Source organism: Alteromonas sp. H39, assembly GCF_047556435.1.
In the GTDB taxonomy this organism is placed as follows: domain Bacteria; phylum Pseudomonadota; class Gammaproteobacteria; order Enterobacterales; family Alteromonadaceae; genus Alteromonas.
Window position 1 is genome coordinate 300161 of record NZ_CP180210.1, and the last position, 21377, is coordinate 321537.

At 50.5% G+C, this 21377-nt stretch carries 18 protein-coding genes; 15 read left to right on the top strand and 3 right to left on the bottom strand.

The window, feature by feature from the left end; translation table 11 throughout:
- Positions 1 to 71 precede the first annotated feature (71 nt).
- The 3 genes from ACLBLI_RS01245 to glpK all read right to left on the bottom strand — a co-directional run bounded on the left by ACLBLI_RS01245 (position 72) and on the right by glpK (position 6287).
- Positions 72 to 1508, bottom strand: a complete 1437-nt coding sequence (locus ACLBLI_RS01245; RefSeq protein WP_414829376.1) for an SLC5 family protein — start codon at positions 1506 to 1508, stop codon at positions 72 to 74.
- Between the two features lie 230 nt (positions 1509 to 1738).
- Positions 1739 to 4510, bottom strand: coding sequence for a TonB-dependent receptor (locus tag ACLBLI_RS01250; protein WP_414829377.1), 2772 nt, complete (start codon positions 4508 to 4510; stop codon positions 1739 to 1741).
- A 292-nt stretch (positions 4511 to 4802) separates the two neighbouring features.
- Complete coding sequence (gene glpK / locus ACLBLI_RS01255; protein WP_414829378.1) at positions 4803 to 6287, bottom strand: glycerol kinase GlpK; 1485 nt, start codon at positions 6285 to 6287, stop codon at positions 4803 to 4805.
- A 297-nt stretch (positions 6288 to 6584) separates the two neighbouring features.
- On the opposite strand from glpK, the gene ACLBLI_RS01260 reads away from it, so the two are divergent.
- From ACLBLI_RS01260 to ACLBLI_RS01330, 15 genes are all read left to right on the top strand, one after another.
- Positions 6585 to 7343, top strand: coding sequence for a DeoR/GlpR family transcriptional regulator (locus ACLBLI_RS01260; RefSeq protein WP_414829379.1), 759 nt, complete (start codon positions 6585 to 6587; stop codon positions 7341 to 7343).
- A gap of 434 nt (positions 7344 to 7777) precedes the next feature.
- Positions 7778 to 9310 (top strand): glycerol-3-phosphate dehydrogenase, encoded by a 1533-nt coding sequence (gene glpD / locus ACLBLI_RS01265; protein WP_414829380.1) that lies wholly within the window; start codon positions 7778 to 7780, stop codon positions 9308 to 9310.
- Between the two features lie 151 nt (positions 9311 to 9461).
- Positions 9462 to 10079, top strand: coding sequence for a histidine phosphatase family protein (locus ACLBLI_RS01270; protein ID WP_414829381.1), 618 nt, complete (start codon positions 9462 to 9464; stop codon positions 10077 to 10079).
- A 210-nt stretch (positions 10080 to 10289) separates the two neighbouring features.
- Positions 10290 to 11246 (top strand): biogenesis protein MshI, encoded by a 957-nt coding sequence (locus tag ACLBLI_RS01275; RefSeq protein ID WP_414829382.1) that lies wholly within the window; start codon positions 10290 to 10292, stop codon positions 11244 to 11246.
- Positions 11246 to 11863, top strand: a complete 618-nt coding sequence (locus ACLBLI_RS01280) for a hypothetical protein (protein ID WP_414829383.1) — start codon at positions 11246 to 11248, stop codon at positions 11861 to 11863. The genes ACLBLI_RS01275 and ACLBLI_RS01280 overlap by 1 nt, the downstream gene beginning before the upstream one ends.
- Positions 11860 to 12507, top strand: a complete 648-nt coding sequence (gene gspM / locus ACLBLI_RS01285) for a type II secretion system protein GspM (RefSeq protein ID WP_414829384.1) — start codon at positions 11860 to 11862, stop codon at positions 12505 to 12507. Before ACLBLI_RS01280 ends, gspM begins: the two co-directional genes overlap by 4 nt.
- Positions 12497 to 12865 (top strand): hypothetical protein, encoded by a 369-nt coding sequence (locus tag ACLBLI_RS01290; RefSeq protein ID WP_414829385.1) that lies wholly within the window; start codon positions 12497 to 12499, stop codon positions 12863 to 12865. The genes gspM and ACLBLI_RS01290 overlap by 11 nt, the downstream gene beginning before the upstream one ends.
- A 1-nt stretch (position 12866) precedes the next feature.
- Positions 12867 to 14543, top strand: coding sequence for a pilus (MSHA type) biogenesis protein MshL (mshL, locus tag ACLBLI_RS01295; protein ID WP_414829386.1), 1677 nt, complete (start codon positions 12867 to 12869; stop codon positions 14541 to 14543).
- A gap of 2 nt (positions 14544 to 14545) precedes the next feature.
- Positions 14546 to 15460: an ExeA family protein gene (locus ACLBLI_RS01300; RefSeq protein ID WP_414829387.1), complete on the top strand. Its 915-nt coding sequence runs from the start codon at positions 14546 to 14548 to the stop codon at positions 15458 to 15460.
- The gene (locus ACLBLI_RS01305) at positions 15457 to 16557 is read left to right on the top strand and encodes a tetratricopeptide repeat protein (RefSeq protein WP_414829388.1); all 1101 of its coding nucleotides are present in this window, start codon (positions 15457 to 15459) and stop codon (positions 16555 to 16557) included. Before ACLBLI_RS01300 ends, ACLBLI_RS01305 begins: the two co-directional genes overlap by 4 nt.
- Positions 16550 to 18286, top strand: a complete 1737-nt coding sequence (locus ACLBLI_RS01310) for a GspE/PulE family protein (RefSeq protein WP_414829389.1) — start codon at positions 16550 to 16552, stop codon at positions 18284 to 18286. The genes ACLBLI_RS01305 and ACLBLI_RS01310 overlap by 8 nt, the downstream gene beginning before the upstream one ends.
- Complete coding sequence (locus ACLBLI_RS01315) at positions 18279 to 19502, top strand: type II secretion system F family protein (protein ID WP_414829390.1); 1224 nt, start codon at positions 18279 to 18281, stop codon at positions 19500 to 19502. Before ACLBLI_RS01310 ends, ACLBLI_RS01315 begins: the two co-directional genes overlap by 8 nt.
- Before the next feature lie 54 nt (positions 19503 to 19556).
- Positions 19557 to 20075 (top strand): hypothetical protein, encoded by a 519-nt coding sequence (locus ACLBLI_RS01320; RefSeq protein WP_414829391.1) that lies wholly within the window; start codon positions 19557 to 19559, stop codon positions 20073 to 20075.
- A 58-nt stretch (positions 20076 to 20133) separates the two neighbouring features.
- Positions 20134 to 20784, top strand: a complete 651-nt coding sequence (locus ACLBLI_RS01325) for a prepilin-type N-terminal cleavage/methylation domain-containing protein (RefSeq protein ID WP_414829392.1) — start codon at positions 20134 to 20136, stop codon at positions 20782 to 20784.
- A gap of 68 nt (positions 20785 to 20852) precedes the next feature.
- A complete protein-coding gene (locus ACLBLI_RS01330; RefSeq protein WP_414829393.1) occupies positions 20853 to 21371 on the top strand; it encodes a prepilin-type N-terminal cleavage/methylation domain-containing protein in 519 nt (172 codons plus the stop codon).
- Positions 21372 to 21377: the final 6 nt, after the last annotated feature.

The following is a 21377-nucleotide window of genomic DNA, read 5'->3' on the forward strand; positions in this document are numbered from 1 at the left end:
TGATAGCAGGGGGTATGGTATTCAACACGCCCTGCGACATTATAATGAAAACGCGATTCTCTGGTGGCTGCTTAGTCGACCAGTCGACCCCGCCACTGTGCACGTTGCCTGAAGGCCAGCCGGTTGGTACCCAGCGCCACGGCAATGCATGAGAGCAGAGTAACGAGCATCAGGTGAATATAGTGCAGATCAAACGGGGCATAGACAAAACTGAAGAAAGCGTAAAGTAAAACGCCAAAGATAACCGCAATGATGCCTGCATAAGGATTGACGTTGTTAAACAGCAAACCCACGATAAAAATAGACAATATCGGCATGCTTAACAGGCCGTATAGTTGCTGCAGCAGGTTGATAATACTTTCTGCCTGCGCATATACCGGTACCATCAGCAGTGATACTACGGTGAGTATAGCGGTAACGATGCCACCCAGACGTGCCACTTTCGGCGACTTGTCAATATAGGCTTCGTGGATATCGCACACATACAGGGCTGTCGCCGAGTTCAGGTTACTGTTGTAGGTGGTAAGTACCGCTGCCGCCAGGGCCGCAGCAAACACACCGGAAAGCCAGTCCGGTAGCACGTCACCAACCAGAGTGCCGTAGGCAGCATCATTAATGTCGCCGTAGAGTTTGTAAGAAATAATACCCGGCACAACGATAATTGACGGCACAATAATAAAACGGATAATCGCTGCGGCGTAGACACCTTTTTGCGCCTCTTTAACATTCGGGGCGGCCATCGCACGCTGCGTTATGGTCTGGTTGGTACTCCAGTAAAAGGTTTGAATAAAGATCATGCCGGTGAGCAGGGTGTGCCATGGAAGCGGTGAGTCATTATCACCAATAAGGGTAAGCCGGTCGGCAGGAATGCCTGAGAAATCAAAATCGATAGCGAATAAGGCCAGAATCACCACAACGATGGCCATTACCAGCAGCAATACGCCCGAGTAGGTATCTGATACTGCAACGGCGCGTAGCCCGCCAAATATAGCGTATAAGGCGCCAATCAGGGCAAAAGCGATTGCTACTGACATCAAAGGGATATCCAGACCAAACATGTTGATCATAAACAGTGAGCCCGAATAGATAACAGAAGGCATAAAGATCAGGCTGTTTCCAAGAAAGAAAAGCAGGCCAATCAGGGCGCGAATATGTTTATTCTGGTAGCGCTTTTCGAGTAATTCGGTGGTGGTGGTACAGCCGTAGTGGTAATACACAGGAAGAAAAATTTTTGCCAGAATGATAAGCCCGATTACTGCCGCAAACTCCCACCACGCCAGCAAAGCCATCTGATTACCGTTCATGCCTACTAGTTGGTCGGTACTGAGGTTCGTCAATGTGATGGAGCCGGCAACGAAGATCCACGTAAGACCGCCACCAGCGAGGAAATATTCTTTATTCTCACTGGCTTTGCTGTGGCCGTGTCCGCGACATTTCAGATAAGTCAGCAGGCCGATGAATGCAGTGATGATGACAAAAACGAGGATCTGAATATAACTACCTGACACACAGTACTCCTGGATAAAAACACGAAAGGAGGCATCTGCCCCCCGTCTGCCAACATGTTATTTCTGTGCGGTCCATCAAAGCCGGTTACCCGGCAGGGTGCAGCAGTATGCATGTTTTACTACACGTGCTGCCTGTAGTCACAAATGACGCGGTACAGCCGCCATGTTGGCAATAATGAGTAAATTTAAATTACAGAAAAAGGGAGCATCACGCTCCCCTAATTTTTCGTTTAGAAAGTGGCACGTACGCCCACAGCATATCGCGCACCATCGTCAACCAACTGCACGAACTGCTCTTCGTAGCGGCCGTGGCGACGAAGTTCTTCACCCGTCACGTTGATGCCTTCAAAGAACACAGTGAAGGTTTCATCGATGTCGTAGCTCGCGCTGACATCAACCTGACCATAGGTCTCTGTGTAGCGAGGCTCAACACCGCCTAACGGGCTAACTACGTCCTGCATGAATCCTTCACGGTTGTTATAGGCAACACGTGCCTGGAAGCCATCCATTTCATAGAACACGGTCAGGTTTTGTGAGTCGCCAAGACCTTCCAGCGCAAATACCTGAGAGGTATCGTCACGGTCAAGCTCTGCATCACTGTTAACGATAGTCGCGTTAGCCTGGATACCAAAGCCGTTTTCAAACGTATGCAGCCATGCCAGCTCGATACCGTCGACATTGGCTGTTTCACCGTTACGTGGACGACGTACGTTGAATTCATACGAACCTGAGTCGAGATTCTGCGTTTCCGCCTGCACTGTCGCTACGATGAAGTCTTCCACTTCTTTTTGGAATACGGCAGCAGCCAGGTAGCTGGTATCTGCATAGTAGTATTCCAGTGAAATATCCCAGTTAGTTGACAGGAACGGTTTCAACTCGGTGTTACCGGCTTGGGCCTGCAGGTTGCCCGGACGTGCTGTAGTTACGTTAAACACGGGCACCAAATCTCCCATGGTAGGGCGAGTCAGCGTTTGTGAATAAGCATAACGCAACAATAAGTCGTCGGTTAATGACAGCTTGATGTTCAGGTTTGGCAGCAGGTTAGAGTAACTGTTTGACGAACGGACAGGCGTACCGGTATCAGTAGCGTAGATCGTATCCAGATCAGAGGGGTCGTTCGGTACTGGCTGGATATCCTGCAGCACGCGTCCAATGCCGTCAACACTGGTATCGGTTTCGCTGTAGCGAATACCGAAGTTAACGTCTAATGGCATATCAGAGACTTCTGTCTGGAAGAAAAACTGCATATATGCACTTAATACTTCTTCTTTAACAGCGAAAGAATCGCTGGCAATTGAAGGGTTGTTCAGACTTGTGGCATCAAGCGCGGCGCGCACATCATCGAAAGGCTGACCAGTAGCATCTGCAATTTGCTGAGCGGCTTCATCTGACATCGCATAGGCAAAGTATTCTTCCGGATCGTAAGTCAGCCACTGATTAGGCACGCCACCGAAGTAATTTTCCGCGGTAAACACACTCAACAGTTCATCTGGCAGGTCGAACTGGTAACCACAGTACACACTACAAGAGTCAGAAGAGCGGCGATTGTTTTCTTTTTCGCGGTCCTGGAAGTACACACCGAATTCCATGCGGGTAAACGCCGTCATGGTTTCTGGGATCCACTCAAAATCTGCGCGGTATTCACTGATAGTATCTTCCGTGTCGAAGCCATTACGTTCGTTGTAATGCAAACGACCCAGAGAAGGATCCAGCAGCGCCTCATTACCACCATTTACCTCTAAGGTAGGTGTGTTACCAGAGTAATCTACGCTGTAAGCATTGTTGTAACCGACAACGGTAAAGAAGTTGTTACCACCTGAGCTGTCTTCTGCCGTAGAGGTCGAGACATCAAATACCGCTGTCAGTGAATCGTTTACCAGCCACTCGAAGTTTGCGCCGAAAGCCTGAATTTCAACATCGCGTCCGAAGCGTCTGCGAATGAAGTCCGTGGCACCACCCACACCATCAACCAGTGTGCTGTCGAGGCTCTCGACACTGCCCAGATCTGTAAACGTCAGGTTATCCAGGTTACTGTCTGAGAACCAGTGGCCCACGCTGTGCGCGTCTGAATCAACCTCAAACTGAGAGTACAGACCGTCCAGTGTCAGCTTCATCTGGTCATTCGGTGCGTACTGGAAAACCAGATTGGCGCTGGTACGTTCACGATCTACCAGGTCAACAATCTGGTCAAAGTTCTGTGGAACGAACACATTATTAAATTGTGCGTTGTCGTCAAAGGCAGGATTATCCAGCTCTGAACGATTAGTCAGGCTTACGCCCGGACGCCAGTAGCGGGTTTCCAGCATGTTGGTCTGTGCTTTTCGTTGCTGGAATGAGGCAGAAGCAAGGACACCAATGGTGCCATCAGCAAAAGTGTTAGAAACAAGGCCAGATAGCTGCGGCGTTGTTTCCTCTGAAATATCTTCGTACATGCCTTTGACGCTGGCAGCAGCTTTGAAGCCATCAAAATCCAGCGGACGTGCGGTAGTGACTTCTACCGTTGCGCCGATACCGCCTTCCTGCATGGATGCCATTGGGCTTTTATAAACCGTTGCACCGCTAATCAGCTCAGCTGGCAAGGTATCGAACGAAAATTCGCGGCCCTGGTTTTCAGTCGCAATCTGACGACCATTTACCAGTACCGTATTAAATTGGGGACCGAAACCACGGACAGTAATGAATTGACCTTCACCACCACTGCGGTCAATGGCGACACCGGTAATACGTTGAAGCGACTCGGCAACGTTCTGGTCAGGGAATTTACCCAGATCTTCGGCAGTAATTCCGTCAGAGACAACGCTGGCCGCTTTCTTATCTAACATAGATGCTTTCAACGAGCTGGTGAAGCCGCGAACTTCAATCACTTCGACATTGTCGTTGGCTGAGTCTGCTGGCTGTTGTGCGAATACCGCCGGTGCGTGTAGGGCAGAGGCGATTGCAACACCTAATAGAGAACGTTTTGCGAACGGAATAGCAAGAGCTTTAGTGGTTTTATGTGTCACTGTGTTTTCTCCGTGTGTTTAGGCAACTTGTGTTCTGATTGATTAAAATAATCAGTGATTTTTGGAGCTGCCAGACGAGCTATTTAACAAAATTTTCACACCGTTTTGTCCAGAATTTACATTTTTTATTATTTTAACTTTCTGATTAATCTGGAAAAACCCTTCCAAGGTAAAAGGTGAAACGTTTACCTTGTTGAGCCGTATTAACACATAAATTGAATGTAATTACAATGTTATAATAAAATTTTTTTGTATAAAAAAGGCACGAAAAGAGCTCGCGCCTGATTTGTTGCTAGCTACAGCGAATGCGGGCTACAGCAGATTTCCAGCCGTCGTAAGCGCTGTCACGCTCTGCTTTGGTAAGTCGGGGGGTGAACGTCGTTTCACACTGCCACTTCTGGGAAAGCGTATTCACAGAGTCGTAAATGCCAGCCTGGAGGCCTGCCAGATAGGCGGCTCCCAGTGCAGTGGTCTCGGTCACTACCGGTCGTTCTACTTCAGCGCCTAGGATATCGGAGAGAAATCCCATCACCCAGTCATTCTTCGCCATGCCACCATCCACTCTCAGTGTCATGGGCCGGGCACCGTCGCTCTCCATGGCTTTCTGCAAATCTTTGGTCTGATAACATACCGATTGCAGGCCGGCAGCAACGATTTCACTGATCCCGGTGTCACGGGTAAGACCGAGAATGGCGCCGCGGGCATCCGGGTCCCAGTACGGAGCGCCAAGGCCGGTAAAGGCCGGAACCAGAAACACGCCATTGTCCCGCCGGGCTCGCTGTGCAAGTGCTTCTGACTCTGCAGCGTTATCAATTAGCTTCAAACCGTCACGGAGCCACTGAATAGTAGCCCCCGCCATAAAGATACTGCCTTCCAGCGCGTACGTCGTTTTACCATCAAGCCGGTAACCAACGGTAGTTAATAACCGGTTCTCTGACATTAACGGCTCGTCCCCGGTGTTAAGAATCATAAAGCAGCCTGTGCCATAAGTGCTTTTCGCCATGCCCTTCTCAAAGCATGCTTGTCCGATCAATGCGGCCTGTTGGTCGCCAGCTACCCCTTGTATTGGGAGTTCTCTGCCCAGAATGGATTGGTCAATCATGCCAAAGTCAGCGGCGCAGTCCAGTACCTCCGGCAGCATGGATTGGGGAATGTTAAACGTTTTCAGAAGCTTGTTATCCCACTGCTGCTGGTGGATATCGAACAGCATAGTGCGTGAGGCGTTGGTGGCGTCAGTCACATGGGACTTCCCGCCGCTGAGCCGCCAGATCAGATAACTGTCAACCGTACCGAAAAGCAGATCGCCAGCCTCGGCTTTCTCCCGTGCGCCCTCTACATTATCCAGGATCCAATTAATTTTCGTGGCCGAGAAGTACGGGTCCAGCAAGAGGCCGGTGGTGTGCGTAATGTAGTCAAGCAGGGCGGCATCTTCAGACAATTCGCGGCAAAGTGGCGCGGTACGCCTGTCCTGCCAGACTATGGCCGGATAAATATGCTCACCTGTATTCTTATCCCACACCAGTGTGGTTTCGCGCTGATTAGTGATGCCTACTGAGGCAATATCAGCAACAGTCAGCGGGCATTTATCAAATACTTTTATCAGGCTGTCGGTAACACTTTCCCAAATCGCATCGGGATCATGCTCAACCCAGCCATCGTGGGGGTAAGACTGTGGAAATTCCTTTTGGGCGATAGCGACAATGTCGCCGGCGGCAGAGAAGATAATAGCGCGGGAACTGGTGGTTCCCTGATCAATAGCGAGAATGTGCTGACTCACAACTGGGCTCCAAAATTGATTTTTCAGCAGTGTGCCCGATTTACAGCCGATTAACAATATGCCGTTTTCGAAAACGAAAATTCTAAGTTCGTTTTGTGACTGATATTGTTCATATTATGTCGTATACTTCCGTGGATGTTGGCGATACAGAGCAAGACTTATCATTTTGCAGGCGTATACGCCGCATGTAATTATTCAGAAAGCGCAATCGTTCTCTGGCCAGGCACGATATGCAGCTCGTACGATGCTGGCTAACACTGATAAAACCGGGTATTAAGAGTAAGCATTGGCGGAATCATGAACCAGACACAACGACACGACAAAATTGTGACCCTGATCACGCAACGCGGATTTATGTCAATTGATGAGCTGGTCGAGCAGTGTGCCGTCACCCCACAGACAATTCGCCGTGATCTCAATCAGTTAGCTGAATCAGGCGTGCTGAGCCGTTACCACGGCGGTGCGGGCATCAATAAGAGCTGGGAAAATACTCCCTACCAGGAGCGAAAGAATCATAACCGGCATATAAAGGAAAAAATCGCTGATGCGGTTGCGGCAATGATACCGGACGGTGCGTCGTTGTTTATTAATATCGGTACTACTACCGAGATGATAGCTACTAAACTACTGAATCATAAGAATCTTCATGTCGTGACTAACAACATTCACGTGGCCACGATCTTGTCCGCGAAAGAGGATTTCACCGTCATTATCGCTGCAGGAGAAGTTCGCTACCGGGATGGCGGGATCATTGGTGAGGCAACCTGTGATTTTATCAGTCAGTTCAGGATGGACTACGGCATAATCGGTATTAGCGGTATCAGTGCCGACGGCGCGCTACTTGACTTTGACTTTCGTGAGGTCAAAGTGTCCCAGGCTATCCTTAAGCATACCCGTAAAGCAATACTGGCCGCCGACTACAGTAAATTCGAACGTCACGCGATGGTCGAGCAGGGACATCTGTCTCAGGTTAACTGCATGGTATGTGATAAAACGCCGCCGCCAGCCATCAAGAAGATCATCGACGACAACAACATTACTTTCGTTAAGGCCTGATATCGCTTTCTGAAAAGGCATGGTGAAACGTCGATACTGGTGCATTCAGGTATCCGGTCAATCCCCGTCGTTTATAGTCCCCACTTCAGTGTCTGCCGGAATTATGAATGATCACCGTCGGTGATTTATTACTCAACTTATGAAGTACCAGTCACACTGGTGCTGTGTAAGGCGCTTTCGAATAACGTATCAAAAACGAAGAATGCGAAACCCTGCTCGCTGATGCAATCCATTTGGCTGTATACCAGCTCGGCAATCCACGTTTTCTGAAACGTGGCATCGCGTGGTGCTTGTCATCGTTATGCCATGTTGACCTGCTACAAAACATAAGAAAATCGTCTGACTTAGAATGTTCGTTTATTTTCGTTTTTGTTGACATGTTTTCATTTTGGCGTATAAATAGTCAGCAATATCCACAGATGGAGCGCGAGTCTATGAGTTCAGTGTCGACGCAAACTACACAAATTGATGTTCTGGTAATTGGTGGTGGCATCAACGGCGTCGGTGTTGCAGCGGACGCTGCCGGACGCGGGCTGAGTGTTACCTTGTGCGAAAAGGGGGATTTAGGCGGCGCAACGTCTTCTGCCTCCAGTAAGTTAATTCACGGCGGTCTTCGCTATCTGGAACACTACGAGTTTCGTTTAGTCAAAGAGGCGCTGGCCGAGCGCGAGGTCCTGCTGGCAAAAGCGCCGCATATCATGTGGCCCCTGCGCTTCAGGTTGCCGCACCAGTCTCATTTACGACCCGCATGGATGATTCGTGCCGGGCTGTTTTTATATGACTCACTGGCTAAGAGACAGGTGCTTCCGCGCTCCAGAAAAGTGAAACCAGTACCCGGCGCTCCTTTGAAAAAAGACATTACCACCTGTTTTGAATATTCCGATGGCTGGGTTGATGATGCACGGCTGGTTGTTCTTAATGCAATGGCGGCGCGGGATCAGGGCGCGACCATTTTACCCAGAACGGAATGCGTGAAAGCCGAGAAGCAGGGTGCACACTGGCTGGTTACGCTGCGTAATTCAGACGGTACGATTTCACACATCAGGACACGCAGTATCGTAAACGCTGCCGGTCCCTGGGCGGTATCGGTTATCGAACGTATGGCCGAAACGCCAAACCCTGGTGCCATGCGGCTGGTGAAAGGCAGCCATATTATCGTGCCCAGGCTCTATGACACACAGGAAGCGTATATTCTGCAAAACAAAGATAAGCGCATTGTGTTTGCTATTCCCTACGAGAATGACTTTACGCTGATCGGCACAACTGATGAGGATTATCAGGGCGATCCAGCGGCAGTAGGCATTTCAAATGAAGAAAAAGCCTACCTGGTAGACATTATCAACGCGTATTTTGCCAAAACTATTACCGAGCAGGATATCGTGCATACCTACAGCGGTGTCAGACCCTTGCTGGAAGAGGCTAACGCGTCGGCCCAGGAGCTTACCCGTGATTATAAAGTGGTGATGACTGGCGACAGTCAGTCGCCGGTACTGGTGAACATTTTTGGCGGCAAGATTACCACTTACAGAAAACTGGCAGAGCAGGCGGTGAATACGCTGGTAACACATTTTCCTAAAGCGGGTAAAGCCTGGACTAAAACCGTGCCATTACCCGGCGGCTCGTTTAGCAGTCAGCACACATTGACTGCGGAACTAACCTATCAATATCCATGGCTGCCGGAGTCACTGATTGCCCGTTATGTGCGTCAGTATGGCGTGCTGTGTAAACGTTTTCTTTCCGATAAAGCGTCCATTCAGGAGATGGGAACTGACTTTGGCAATGGTCTGTATCAGGCTGAAGTCGACTACCTCTGTGAGTATGAATGGGCGCACTGCGCAGAGGATATTCTCTGGCGTCGCACCAAACAGGGGCTTAGGCTTAGTGATACCCAGAGAACCAGGCTAGCGGGGTATCTGGTGGGAAAGTGCCCTGAGGAGAAGAGTTACCCCCGGGCGAAAGCCGGGTAGCGTAAGCGCACCGGCTTACTGGCAAAAAACACCGGTGAGAGGGCCTTATTGCTGGTGCTGCTAAACTCAGCCGATAACGTATGCATCCGCGAAGGAGTCGCACGGGATGTATGTTAAAGCCATTTTTAGCCTTTGAGCAGTGAATCAGGATATGAGTACCCAAGCAATGGAACAGGAAATTCTGCTTATCAGGCATGGAAAGCCCGCCTCTGCTACGAACGACATGATGGGAGCGCGGGATTTTGCCCGCTGGGTAAAGCGCTACAATCACTCCCCTTTAGATCCCGCCAGTTATCCCCGAAAACACTATGACCTCAGCACTCACTACGTGGTATCCAGCGGTTTGAAGCGGGCACAGCTGTCGGCGAAAGTGTATGGTATTACCCGAATAGATGCACATAATCCGCTGCTTAACGAGATGGATATCCCTTATTACCGGTTGGGAATAACTTTGAGAGCCTGGCACTGGGTGGTATTAAATCGCGCGTTGTGGATGGCGGGATGGCGAGGGAACTTTGAAAGCTTTCGGGAGGCTAAGCACCGCGCAAAAACCGCCGCACTCTGGCTGGAAGAAACCGTCGAAAGTAAGCAAAAAGTCGCTGTTTTCGGACACGGTATGAGCAATCGTTATATTCGCATGGCGCTGGAAAAGCGGGGATGGTTGGTTCGCGAGAAAGACAACGCCTACTGGGGGGTAAACCGCCTGACGCGGCAAGCCGGTTTGCCAATTAACAACAATGCGAATAACGCAAACATCACTCAGTTATAAGGCTGGCAGTACGAGTCGTAAAGCAGCCACTAACGGCGTTAAGCTTACTGGTAAGAACAACAGCCATTCTCTGGGAGCGCTGTTTTGCACCTGAATTATTCAGCTCTCGCTGGGTGCTTACTGACCTGATCGTATCCTTCCTAAGTCTACTGGCACTTTCCATAAAACTCTGTTGTAATTGTGGAAATAATAAAAGAAACATTACCTACTATGCGGATTGGTTGGCGTGCCTACCTAAAACAAAAGTGGAGATCGGCGTCGGCACACTTGTCGATAGGTGTTGCCGTTGGCACTGATACCGTCACGTTCTGCGCGCTTCAAAAAGAGCAGGACGCGCTTTGTGTGACCTCAGAAGAAACCGTCGCTTACAAAGACTGGGGTAAGCATTTCAGCACTTGGGTCGAGCGCCACAGCCTGTCCGGCACACCTGCTTACGTGGCATTTTCTCTGGATTGGTACAACCTTCTGCAAATTGACCGTCCCGCAGTGGAAGACAGCGAAATGCAAAACGCCCTCTCTTACACCGTGAAAGAGCTCGTTGGCACAGATGCACCGTTGGTTTTCGACTACACCGACTTGGCAGTGCCACTTGCCGGAAACAAAAAAATCAATGTGTTTGCCATACCGCATGATGCCGTGGGCATCGTGTGTCGGAATATGCTGGACGCTGGTGTTGCGCTGAAACAAATCAGCGTGGCCGAGCTTGCTGCCTGTGAGTTACTGCCTTATTCAGACGAGCCTGTAATGGTGGTAGTGCAGGAGCCGGGCGAAGAAGTCTCTGTGAACATTATCAAAGACGGCAATTTGTATGTAAGCCGTCGGCTGAAAGGGTTTGAGAACCTGGGCAGCTTTTCTGAAGATGAATTGCAGATGGGATTGATTGATTCCTTGAGCGTACAAATTCAGCGGTCCATGGATTACTTCGAAAGTCAGCTGCGCCAGTCTCCGGTTCGCAAAATCAGGCTTCGTTTGGATACTACGCACACCGCGATTGTTGCCCAGCAGATTAATCAGGTAGTGCCGGCCGATGTTGCCGCTATTGATACGCAGGTAACTGTGAAAGAGCCTCTGGCGGTCTCACGGCTGAACATGTCTGCACTGGGAATCGCGTTGGTGCCACTACGGGAAACGCAAAACCCCACTGAAGCGGATGGACAGGCAGCCTGATGAAGCATCGTATTAACCTCTATCAGGCCTCGTTTCAGCCGCGCCTTGATTTATTGTCTCTAAGTAGCGTGGCAGCGGCGCTCGGTGGCCTGTTGGCAGTCATGCTGATAACCTGGGTGATCATGACGGCGGTGGCTTCTACAGCGGAAGAGGACCTCGCGGCGCTTGTTTCTGAAAATCAGCGTTTGCAGATTGATGTCAATGCGATGCAGGCGGTCTTGGCCGAGCGTGAGCCCGACCCGGTTCTGACCACAAAAGTGAATACACTAAAAAACACCCTGAGTAAGCAGGACCAGCTTCTTGAGGAGCTGGCCAGCCGTGAAGTAATACGAAATACCGGGTTTGCCCAGCTATTGACAGATTTGGCCGCGCAAAGCCGGCCAGATATCTGGCTTCAGTCTGTGGCGGTCTCAGAATCGATGATGTTGTTGCAGGGACAGGTCTCGCAACCTGAAGCCATGCCGCAATGGCTGACACGACTTGCCCAGACCCAATCTTTTTCCGGTCGCACCTTTGATTCTGCCAGCGTGATGCGAGAAGAGGATGCCTTGGTGTTTACTCTTGAAGCACAACGTCAGGAAAAGGAAGCCGGACAATCGAAGGGAGGCAAGCGATGAGTCAACCTACCACGGCTGAGAAATTTGCGGCATTGTCTGTACGTGAAAAAGGCCTGATACTGGCTGCCGGTGTGGTGGTGGTTTTCATGTTGTGCCTGACCTTTTTGATAGAGCCGGCCGTCAAAGCGATAACCAGTGCCGAGCAGGCACTGCAGATTGAGCAGGAGCGGAATAAGTCGCTGGTGCAGCAGCAGGCCGCGTTCAGGCAAGCGCTGAACGAAGATCCTGATCTTGAACTTAAGCGTCAGCTTGAAATTCTGACACGCCAATATGAACAGCTGCAAACTACCTTTGCTGCTGAGCTTGGCGAACTGGTGTTACCACAGCAGATGCCAGGGCTGATTGAGGGCGTGTTTTCCCGGGCCAGTGGTTTAACGCTCATTGAAATGCGCTCACTTACGCCTACGAATATTTTTGCCGATAAGCCCGACATGGAAGGCGTTGCTGTGTATCAGCATGGTCTGTCACTGACATTCCAGGGACGTTACTTCGATGTGCGCGATTTTCTGGCGTCTCTTGAGAAGTTGACCTCCCAACTTTATTGGCGTTCAATGGCTTACAATGTAGAAGAGTACCCGGATGCAAGGGTTACCATTGAAGTATATACCTTAAGCACAGAGAAGGCGTTTATTGGTGTTGAGTAAAGTCGTGGTATTGGTTGTGATAATAATAATGCTGTTCGCGACTCAGGTCGTCGCACAGCAGGAGCGCGATCCCACACGTCCTGGTAAATTTGCCGTGACTGGCAATTCCGAAGCCATTGCGGCGCCAGTTGCCAGCCGGTTTATGCTGAATGCGATTTTTTATTCAACTGACCGAAGTCAGGCAATTGTCAATAAACAAGTGGTGACGGTCGGTAGCCGTTTGTCGAATGCCATGGTGTCCGAAATCGGGCCTGACTCAGTGGTAATGCTAATAGAAGAACAGGGAGAAACGCGGGAAACCGTTCTGCGACTTTCTCCTCACGCGTCAGTGAAACGCGATGCCTCAGAGGATTTTTAAGATGGGCTATACAGGCAGATATCTGCTTGCACTTGCTGCAGTAATCAGCGTGGCGGGCTGTCAGTCGACGTCATCTTCCAACGAAACTCAACGTTCCGCCGTCGAGCAGGACTTGAGTGAACAGCGCGATGCACAACAGCAACAGGAGTTGCGCAATGCCGGTACTGCTCTTCAGGACATGCCACAGGCGGTAACTGCCGCGCTCAATGCGCCGCTGCAATCTGGCGCAGATGCCGACTTATTCGGCCCGCAAAAGTTCGATGTCAGCGCACAGAATGTGGATGTCAGAGCCTTTTTTACCGGCCTTGTTCATGACACGCCTTACAGTGCGGCTATTCATCCTGAGGTTACCGGTGATATCAGCCTGAACCTGAAGCAGGTCACGATGGAGCAAATCATGTCGCTGGTCAGCGAGCTCTATGGTTACGATATTGCCCGCTCCGATACTATTTATCGTGTTCGCCCGGCAACCATGCGAACAGAGACGTTTCCGGTGAACTATTTGCTGATGAAGCGGGATGGCTCTACCCAAACCAGCATTATTTCCGGTGGTGTGTCGCAAAAGGACAATAATAACGGCTACGCTGGCAACAGTCCGTTTAATAATTTCAGCGGCAACTCGCAAAACAGCAATAATCTGGGAAACCAGATGAACAACAACGCTAACGGCACCAGCATCACTACCCGCACCGAAACCAATTTCTGGGAGGATCTACAGGAAAGCCTGGAGGCCATGATCGGCACCGAAAACGGTCGTGCTGTGTTTGTTACGCCACAGGCAGGGTTGGTAACCGTGCGTGCGATGCCTTCTGAAATTCAGGAGATAAAGCATTTTCTGAATGTGTCTGAAACCAATCTGCAAAAGCAAGTGATTCTGGAAGCGCGCATTCTCGAAGTGATATTGAATGACGATTACCAGCAAGGCATAAACTGGAACGATATAGTGGCTACCGGCAGTACCGAGTTTTCGTTATCCACTACTGCCGCGACGCTGGGGAATAACATTACTTCCACTCTTGGCGGTATTACTACCCTGTCATTTTTAAATGAAGATTTTTCCGGCATGTTGTCACTGCTGTCTACACAGGGCAATGTGCAGGTGCTGTCCAGCCCCCGCGTTACGGCGATCAATAATCAGAAAGCGGTAATTAAGGTGGGGGATGATGAATACTTTGTCACCGAAGTTTCCAGTCAGAATACCATTACATCAACGACTACGTCGGTGGTGCCGAATATCGAGCTTACGCCATTCTTCTCAGGGATCGCGCTGGATGTTACACCTCAAATCGATGATAACGGCAGCGTGCTTTTGCATGTTCACCCCTCGGTGATCGAAACCCAGGAGCAACAAAAAGTCGTGACGCTGAATCAGGAGCAAATTGTCCTGCCACTGGCGCAAAGCACAATCCGTGAATCCGACACCATTATTCGCGCCGCGTCCGGTGAAATTGTGGTGATTGGCGGACTGATGCAGACCACCGTGGGTGATACGGTGTCCAAAACGCCACTGCTTGGCGATATCCCTCTGCTAGGCGAGCTCTTTACTAACAAGCGCCAGCAGGAAACCAAAAAAGAGCTAATTATTCTGTTAAAACCCACTATTGTCGGCGCCGGCACCTGGAGTAAACAAATGGAACAGAGCCGCGCAACAATGGCTGACTGGTTGTATGTAGAGTAACTATGTACCTGTATCACTTCGGCATTAATGAGCTGCCCTTTACGCTGACACCGAACACCAGCTATTTTTTCGGGCTGCCCAGTCACAACGAAGCGTTGCAGGTATTGTTGACTGCGCTAAAAACCGGTGAAGGATTTATTAAAGTCACGGGTGAGGTGGGTACCGGTAAAACATTAATCTGCCGAAAACTGCTGAACGAACTACCGAACCACTTCGAAGCGGCTTACATTCCCAACCCAATGCTGTCTCCGGACGAGCTGCGTCGCGCGGTAGCCAGTGAGCTGGGTGTTGAGTTAGGTGAAAACAGCGATCAACAGGCGTTTACCCAAAAAATACAACAACGACTGATAACGATTCATCAGCAACAGAAAAGCGCTGTGCTGATTATCGATGAGGCGCAGGCATTGCCAACGCAAAGTATTGAGGCATTGCGGCTGATGACCAACCTGGAAACCGAGTCCCGCAAACTGTTGCAGGTGGTGTTATTCGGACAACCCGAGCTGGACGAGAAACTGGCGCTGGATGAACTCAGGCAGTTAAAGCAGCGCATTACGTTTAGCTACACGCTTAAACTAATGGATGCAGACCAGGTATTTCAGTACGTTCGTCACAGAATGGCAGTTGCCGGATATCGTGGTAATGCACTGTTTACGCAGGCGTTATGTAAGTTATTGTACGACGCCAGCAGGGGAACGCCCAGAATTGTAAATGTACTTTGCCACAAGTCACTTATGCTGGCCTATGGAGAGGGGAAAACCGAGGTGGAGCGACGTCACGTTATTGGCGCTATTGACGATACCGAAGCGGCGGATAAACCGACATCACGACCACTGCCATACCTTGCTTTAGCGGGGGCGTTAACCCTCTGTGTGGTTGCCGCGGCCGTCGCCTTCTGGCGCTGGGGAGTTATCGCATGAGTGTGGTGAATAAAATGCTTAAAGATCTGGAGGCCCGGGAGGGAGATGAAAAGTCCCATGCCAATTATCAGCCCCCGGTGAAAAAATCGCCGCGACTCCGGTTTTGGGTTTACGGCCTGATTATCGCAGCGGTAGTGGTTATTGCATTTGCTCTACTGACTGTGCCTGAAAAGACGCCGGAACCGCAGCCGGTAGCCTCGGTCACTCCGGTTGCTGAACCAGAGAATACTGAAGCAGGCAATCCACCAGTGGCTGAGAAACCAGCGGCAAAAACCGTGTCCGACAAACCGCCTGAGAAAAAGAAAGGCTCACTGTTAACCCGACCCATCAATGAGCTTGTGGCCGAAGCCAGAGGGGAAAAACCTGCCACCTCTGACACAAACTCACAATCCGCGTCAGAGGGGAGTATGCGGGCTGTTGCTGAACCCGTAAACGAAACGACAGAGACTCAGGTAGTCAGCGCCGCAGAAGAAAGCGCTGTGACACGATTTGAGCTCACATCTGAAGAGAACACAGACAAACCCTTACAAAACTTGCGTGAACGTATCCGCCTTGCGCTGGCAAAGCCCCAAAAAGGCGAAGCAATCGCGCTGATGCGTGAACTCATTGACGCCGAGCCAGAAAATATTGCGGTGCGTAAAAAGCTGTCGGCGATCCTGTTTGCTGAAGGCCAGGTAGGTAACGCCAGAGACATGCTGATCAAAACACTTGCCATGAAGCCGTCAGATCACAGCGTAAGATTAATGCTGGCCCGACTCTATGTGCAGCAGGGCCAGGTTGATGCAGCGGCTGCCGTACTTGCTGATGCAGACCGCTTTCTACCGGTCACAACTGATCTACTGGCATTCCGCGCCGTTGCAGCGCAGGAGCGGGGAGATTACCCGCGTGCGCTTTCCGATTACAACCAACTGGCGGCAATGTCTCCGGAGCAGGCGAGGTGGTGGCTGGGTGTAGGAACCAGCGCGGACAAACTGGGCCAGCAGGAAGTGGCGAAGAAAGCTTACCAGCAAGCGTTATCGTTAGGGCAGCTAAGCAGAGATGTACAGCAATTTATGTCACAGCGTGTAAGCGTGTTGTCCGGAGGCGTGAATGAATAAGCCGCGTATCCGCCTGGGCGATTTGCTGGTGCAGAGCCACCTGATTAGCGAAGATCAGCTAATGGAAGCTCTGGCGGAGCAAAAGCGCACGGGCAGAAAGTTAGGCGCTACATTGACGTCGCTGAATATGGTGTCAGAAAGTCAGTTGCTGGAATTGTTGTCTACTCACCTGAAGGTACCGTTGATAAACCTGGAGGATTACCGGGTAAATCAGAATGCTGTAAAACTGTTGCCCGAGATCCAGGCCCGCCGTTATCGCGCGATGGTTATTGATGATAAAGGTGATACGTTGTTGGTGGCGATGACCGATCCTGCCGATCTTAACGCAGTCGACACGCTGACTGAACAGCTTCCCAAGCCAATAGAGCTGGCTGTTGTCAGCGAACAGCAATTGTTTTCTGCCTACGACAGCTATTATCGCAAAACAGAAGAAATCGCCTCTTTCGCGCAGGAACTGGCGGAGGAATACGATACCGAAGATGACTTCAACCTGTCGGCAGGTATCGAAGACGAGCAGGAAACGGCCGTTGCCCGGTTACTGCAGTCGATTTTTGAGGATGCCGTGTTAGCTAAAGCGTCTGATATTCATATTGAACCAGACGAAAACCAGCTTCGAATTCGTCAGCGCGTTGATGGCGTGCTACAGGAAAATGTCATCCCGGAAAAAAACATCGCGTCGGCGCTGGTACTGCGTCTGAAACTGATGGCGGGGCTGGATATATCAGAAAAACGGCTGCCGCAGGATGGTCGCACGCAGGTTGTTATCAAAGGCCACCGCGTAGACGTGCGATTATCCACTATGCCGGTGCAATCTGGCGAGTCTGTAGTAATGCGTTTGCTGGACCAGTCCGCCGGCTTACTGACACTGGATCAGACCGGAATGCCGGGGCCTATCCTAAAACGTTTCCGAACGCTGCTAAAACGTCCCCATGGCATGATCCTGGTAACCGGTCCGACAGGCTCCGGGAAAACCACTACCCTGTACGGTGCGTTAAGTGAGCTGAACCGGGCGGAATCCAAAATTATCACTGTGGAAGACCCCGTGGAGTACCGGCTTCCGCGAATTAATCAGGTACAGGTGAACCAGAAAATCGATCTGTCGTTTTCACAAATTCTTCGCACAACACTGCGGCAAGATCCCGATATTATCATGGTGGGGGAGATGCGTGACCAGGAAACCGTTGAGATCGGTTTGCGTGGCGCACTTACCGGTCACCTTGTGCTTTCCACATTGCACACCAACGATGCGGTATCCAGCGCTATCCGTTTGCTCGATATGGGGGCGCCCGGGTATCTGGTTGCCAGCTCACTGCGGGGTATCGTCGCTCAGCGTCTGGTGCGTCGAAACTGTGATAACTGTGCCCAGCCCTATACGCCGAATCAGGAAGAAGCATTTTGGTTATCAAATATCGATGCGGCGTCAAAGGATGTCACCTTCAAAAAGGGTGAAGGTTGTCAAAAATGCAATCAAACGGGTTACCGAGGGCGAATCGGGGTTTTCGAGCTACTGGAAATGACCGATGCCATGATGAATGCGCTGAAAGTCGGCGATACCGTCGCGTTTGCCGATGCGGCGACCAAAAGTAACCATTATCGCCCGCTTTCCTATGCCGCGCTGACCTACGCAAAAATGGGGATCACCTCGGTCGATGAAGTATTGAGGCTGGTAGAGATGGTGGCGGAGTCGCCGGAAGACGCGTCGACGACGGATGATCAGGACAATGGCTAAATATAGCTTTACTGGCCGGGAAATCTCTGGCGAGCTCACCGAAGGCACCATCGATGCCACTGACGAACAAACTGCCGTTCGCATGCTACGGGCTCGCAACGTGACCCCCATCCGTCTGACGCAGACCGAGGATAAGGCTGCCATGGGGCCTGATATCAGCAACTGGTTTACGCCTAATGTGACGCTGGATGACTTGGTTATTTTTTGCCGCCAGATGTATTCTCTGACGCGTGCCGGTATTTCTATTTTGCGAGCTGTCAGCGGATTGGCAGAATCCAGTAATTCGCGACGTATGCGCGATGCGCTGCAAGACGTTATTGCGCAGCTGGAGCGGGGGCGCGGCCTGTCATCGGCGCTTCACCGTCACCCCAAAATCTTCAATCAGCTGTTTGTGAGTGTGGTACATGTCGGTGAGAACACGGGGCGACTGGACGAGGCATTCCAGCAGCTTGCCGAGTATTTAGAGCGCGAGCAGGAAACGCGAAAGCAGATCAAAGCGGCAACCCGGTATCCAATATTTGTTGTTATCGCGATTACCGTGGCGTTTGTTATTCTTAATATTTTCGTTATCCCGAAATTCGCAGACATGTTTGCGAAATTTAATGCTGAACTGCCGTTAATGACGCGAATTCTCATTGGTACCTCAGATTTTATGCAGAATTACTGGTGGCTGCTTATTATTCTTGGAGCGCTGGCAGTGTATGGCAGCATGCGCTATCTGGCGACAGAGCACGGTCGGTACAGGTGGGATAAGGCGAGATTACGCATGCCCATTGTTGGCAGCATCGTTAACCGCTCCCTACTTGGCCGTTACTGTCGAAGCTTCGCAATGATGTTGCGCTCCGGTGTACCCTTGACTACCGCACTTAACCTCACTGCTGATGCGGTCGATAATGCCTACATGGGCGACAAAATAATTACCATGCGCAAAAACATAGAAAAAGGTGAGAATCTGACGCGGGTCAGTGCCAACAGCGGGCTGTTTACGCCGATGGTAATGCAGATGATTCGGGTGGGAGAAGAAACCGGACGTGTAGATGAGTTGATGCAGGAGGTTTCTGATTTTTACGAGCGCGAGGTGGATTATGACCTCAAAGGGCTAACGGCGAAAATTGAGCCGATTCTCATTGTGGTGGTGGCCATTATGGTTTTGATCCTCGCGCTGGGTATATTCACGCCAATGTGGGACATGATGGGCGCGATTAAGGGCAATTAACGAGAGCGCCGTACTCACGATGACGCGGCAGGCTCAGATAACAAGAAGTCAGGCATGACCACAAAACAAGACAGTGCAGAAAGAAGCACATTAAGAATTTTTATGAACATCGTTGTGGTGACGGTGTTCGCATTATTGATGGCTGGCACCATTATCTACCTGAATGAATCCGAGCCGGACTTTGATGCCATGCTGCTGGAGCAATATGGCAGACAAATTGAAACCAGCGCAACCAATGCGCACTGGCAATGGCAGGCCCAGGGACGTCCTGAAATGATTATGCTTATTCATTATGACACTCAGGGAAAAGAGAAAGATCGTCGGCCAGTCAGGATGTCGTATATTGGTGTTCCGTGGGTGGAAGCGAGCAGTGATGGATGTGATAAGTTATGGAAAATGTTGCTGAATGTTCCCATGCAGGTTGATGGTTTTCGGGTCATCGGCGAATATTATCGGGGAGCGCTGGAAAACAACGAACCGGTTAATTCGCGGTGTCGCTTCCGGTTAAGCCGTGGCCCACATTTTGATTATCACATCTATTCTGGCAAAGTAGATTTGCAGGGAACCAGGTAGCAGAAGTCTGATAAGGCAAGAGCCACCGTTAAATGCGCTAAACGTGTAGGAGAAAAGGGTGAGTACAAGAACAACACAACCTGTTTTCCGGGATGCTGTAAAGCGGCACCGGGAGCGCGGATTTACGCTTATCGAACTGGTAATCGTTGTGGTTTTACTGGGGCTGCTGGCGGCAGTAGCAATTCCACGGTTTCTTGATGTAACAGAAGATGCTGAGGATGCCACGGTAGAGGGTGTCGCCGGTGGATTTGCTACCGGTGTCGGTCTGGTTCGGGCCCAATGGGAGCTCGAAGGCAGGCCAGTAGAAAACAGCGGCACAAACCAGACATTTGTTACTCTGGACGGGATCCGCGTAGCCGTTGATCAGGATACCGGATATCCAACCGGACAATTAAATAATGATGGCAATAGTGAAGACGACAACATGTCGGCGCTGGATTGTGAGAGTATTTTTAACCTGATTATGCAAAGTGCCCCAACCATAACGTCAGATTTTACGCTGCGGCCATTTGAAGGGATCCGCTACTATACGTCCGTCAGTAACGGTACCGGCTCAGGGGGGAATGATATTTGTTATTATTACCTGAGTCAGACAATAAAGAATCTCACCGCTGCGCCGGTCGATGATACCCAGGGGAATGGGTTTATTTACGACCCGCGGATTGGTCAGGTGATTGTTTTTACAAGAAACAGAACGCAACAACAATAAACTAAAGTTTCATTTTAATACCGGACCGTTTAGCGGATACTTGGTATAGCTAACCAGAGGAATGATGTATGCAACAGCGTGGTTTTACGTTAATTGAATTAATTATCGTGATTGTAATTCTTGGGATCCTGGCCGTTACCGCCGCCCCTCGTTTTATTGATCTTCAGGGCGATGCGCGCGGCGCAACACTGCAGGGCGTGAAAGCGGCACTGCAGGGTGGCTCACAGCTTGTTTATGCGAAGTCTGCGATTGCGGGTGAGCAGAAGACTGCAAGTGCTAGCGGTCCTACAACGCAGGTCACCATTAACGGAAGTGATGTGGAAACCGATTTCGGTTATCCCGATGCAGATGCAGTTACAGCGCTTTCAGATATCGTATCCTGGGCTGATTTAGATTCTTCTGATTGGTCGTTAGAACCAGATGCGAGCCCTGTATCACCATCTACAGAATCTGCTTTTGCAATTTATCCCGCAGGCGGTAGTTATCAAGCAAACAATGATGATGGTAATCAGTGCCAGGTTGTTTACTCTGAAGCCGAAAATGCCAACTCATCACCAGTTATCACAGTCCAAGCTGACGGCTGTTAATCACTG

What these genes read in the sequence shown, in the direction of transcription:
- ACLBLI_RS01260 (WP_414829379.1), top strand. Translation starts at nt 6,585, where the DNA reads ATGAACCAGACACAACGACACGACAAAATTGTGACCCTGATCACGCAA.
- glpD (WP_414829380.1), top strand. Translation starts at nt 7,778, where the DNA reads ATGAGTTCAGTGTCGACGCAAACTACACAAATTGATGTTCTGGTAATT.
- ACLBLI_RS01270 (WP_414829381.1), top strand. Translation starts at nt 9,462, where the DNA reads ATGAGTACCCAAGCAATGGAACAGGAAATTCTGCTTATCAGGCATGGA.
- ACLBLI_RS01275 (WP_414829382.1), top strand. Translation starts at nt 10,290, where the DNA reads ATGCGGATTGGTTGGCGTGCCTACCTAAAACAAAAGTGGAGATCGGCG.
- ACLBLI_RS01280 (WP_414829383.1), top strand. Translation starts at nt 11,246, where the DNA reads ATGAAGCATCGTATTAACCTCTATCAGGCCTCGTTTCAGCCGCGCCTT.
- gspM (WP_414829384.1), top strand. Translation starts at nt 11,860, where the DNA reads ATGAGTCAACCTACCACGGCTGAGAAATTTGCGGCATTGTCTGTACGT.
- mshL (WP_414829386.1), top strand. Translation starts at nt 12,867, where the DNA reads ATGGGCTATACAGGCAGATATCTGCTTGCACTTGCTGCAGTAATCAGC.
- ACLBLI_RS01300 (WP_414829387.1), top strand. Translation starts at nt 14,546, where the DNA reads ATGTACCTGTATCACTTCGGCATTAATGAGCTGCCCTTTACGCTGACA.
- ACLBLI_RS01305 (WP_414829388.1), top strand. Translation starts at nt 15,457, where the DNA reads ATGAGTGTGGTGAATAAAATGCTTAAAGATCTGGAGGCCCGGGAGGGA.
- ACLBLI_RS01310 (WP_414829389.1), top strand. Translation starts at nt 16,550, where the DNA reads ATGAATAAGCCGCGTATCCGCCTGGGCGATTTGCTGGTGCAGAGCCAC.
- ACLBLI_RS01315 (WP_414829390.1), top strand. Translation starts at nt 18,279, where the DNA reads ATGGCTAAATATAGCTTTACTGGCCGGGAAATCTCTGGCGAGCTCACC.
- ACLBLI_RS01320 (WP_414829391.1), top strand. Translation starts at nt 19,557, where the DNA reads ATGACCACAAAACAAGACAGTGCAGAAAGAAGCACATTAAGAATTTTT.
- ACLBLI_RS01330 (WP_414829393.1), top strand. Translation starts at nt 20,853, where the DNA reads ATGCAACAGCGTGGTTTTACGTTAATTGAATTAATTATCGTGATTGTA.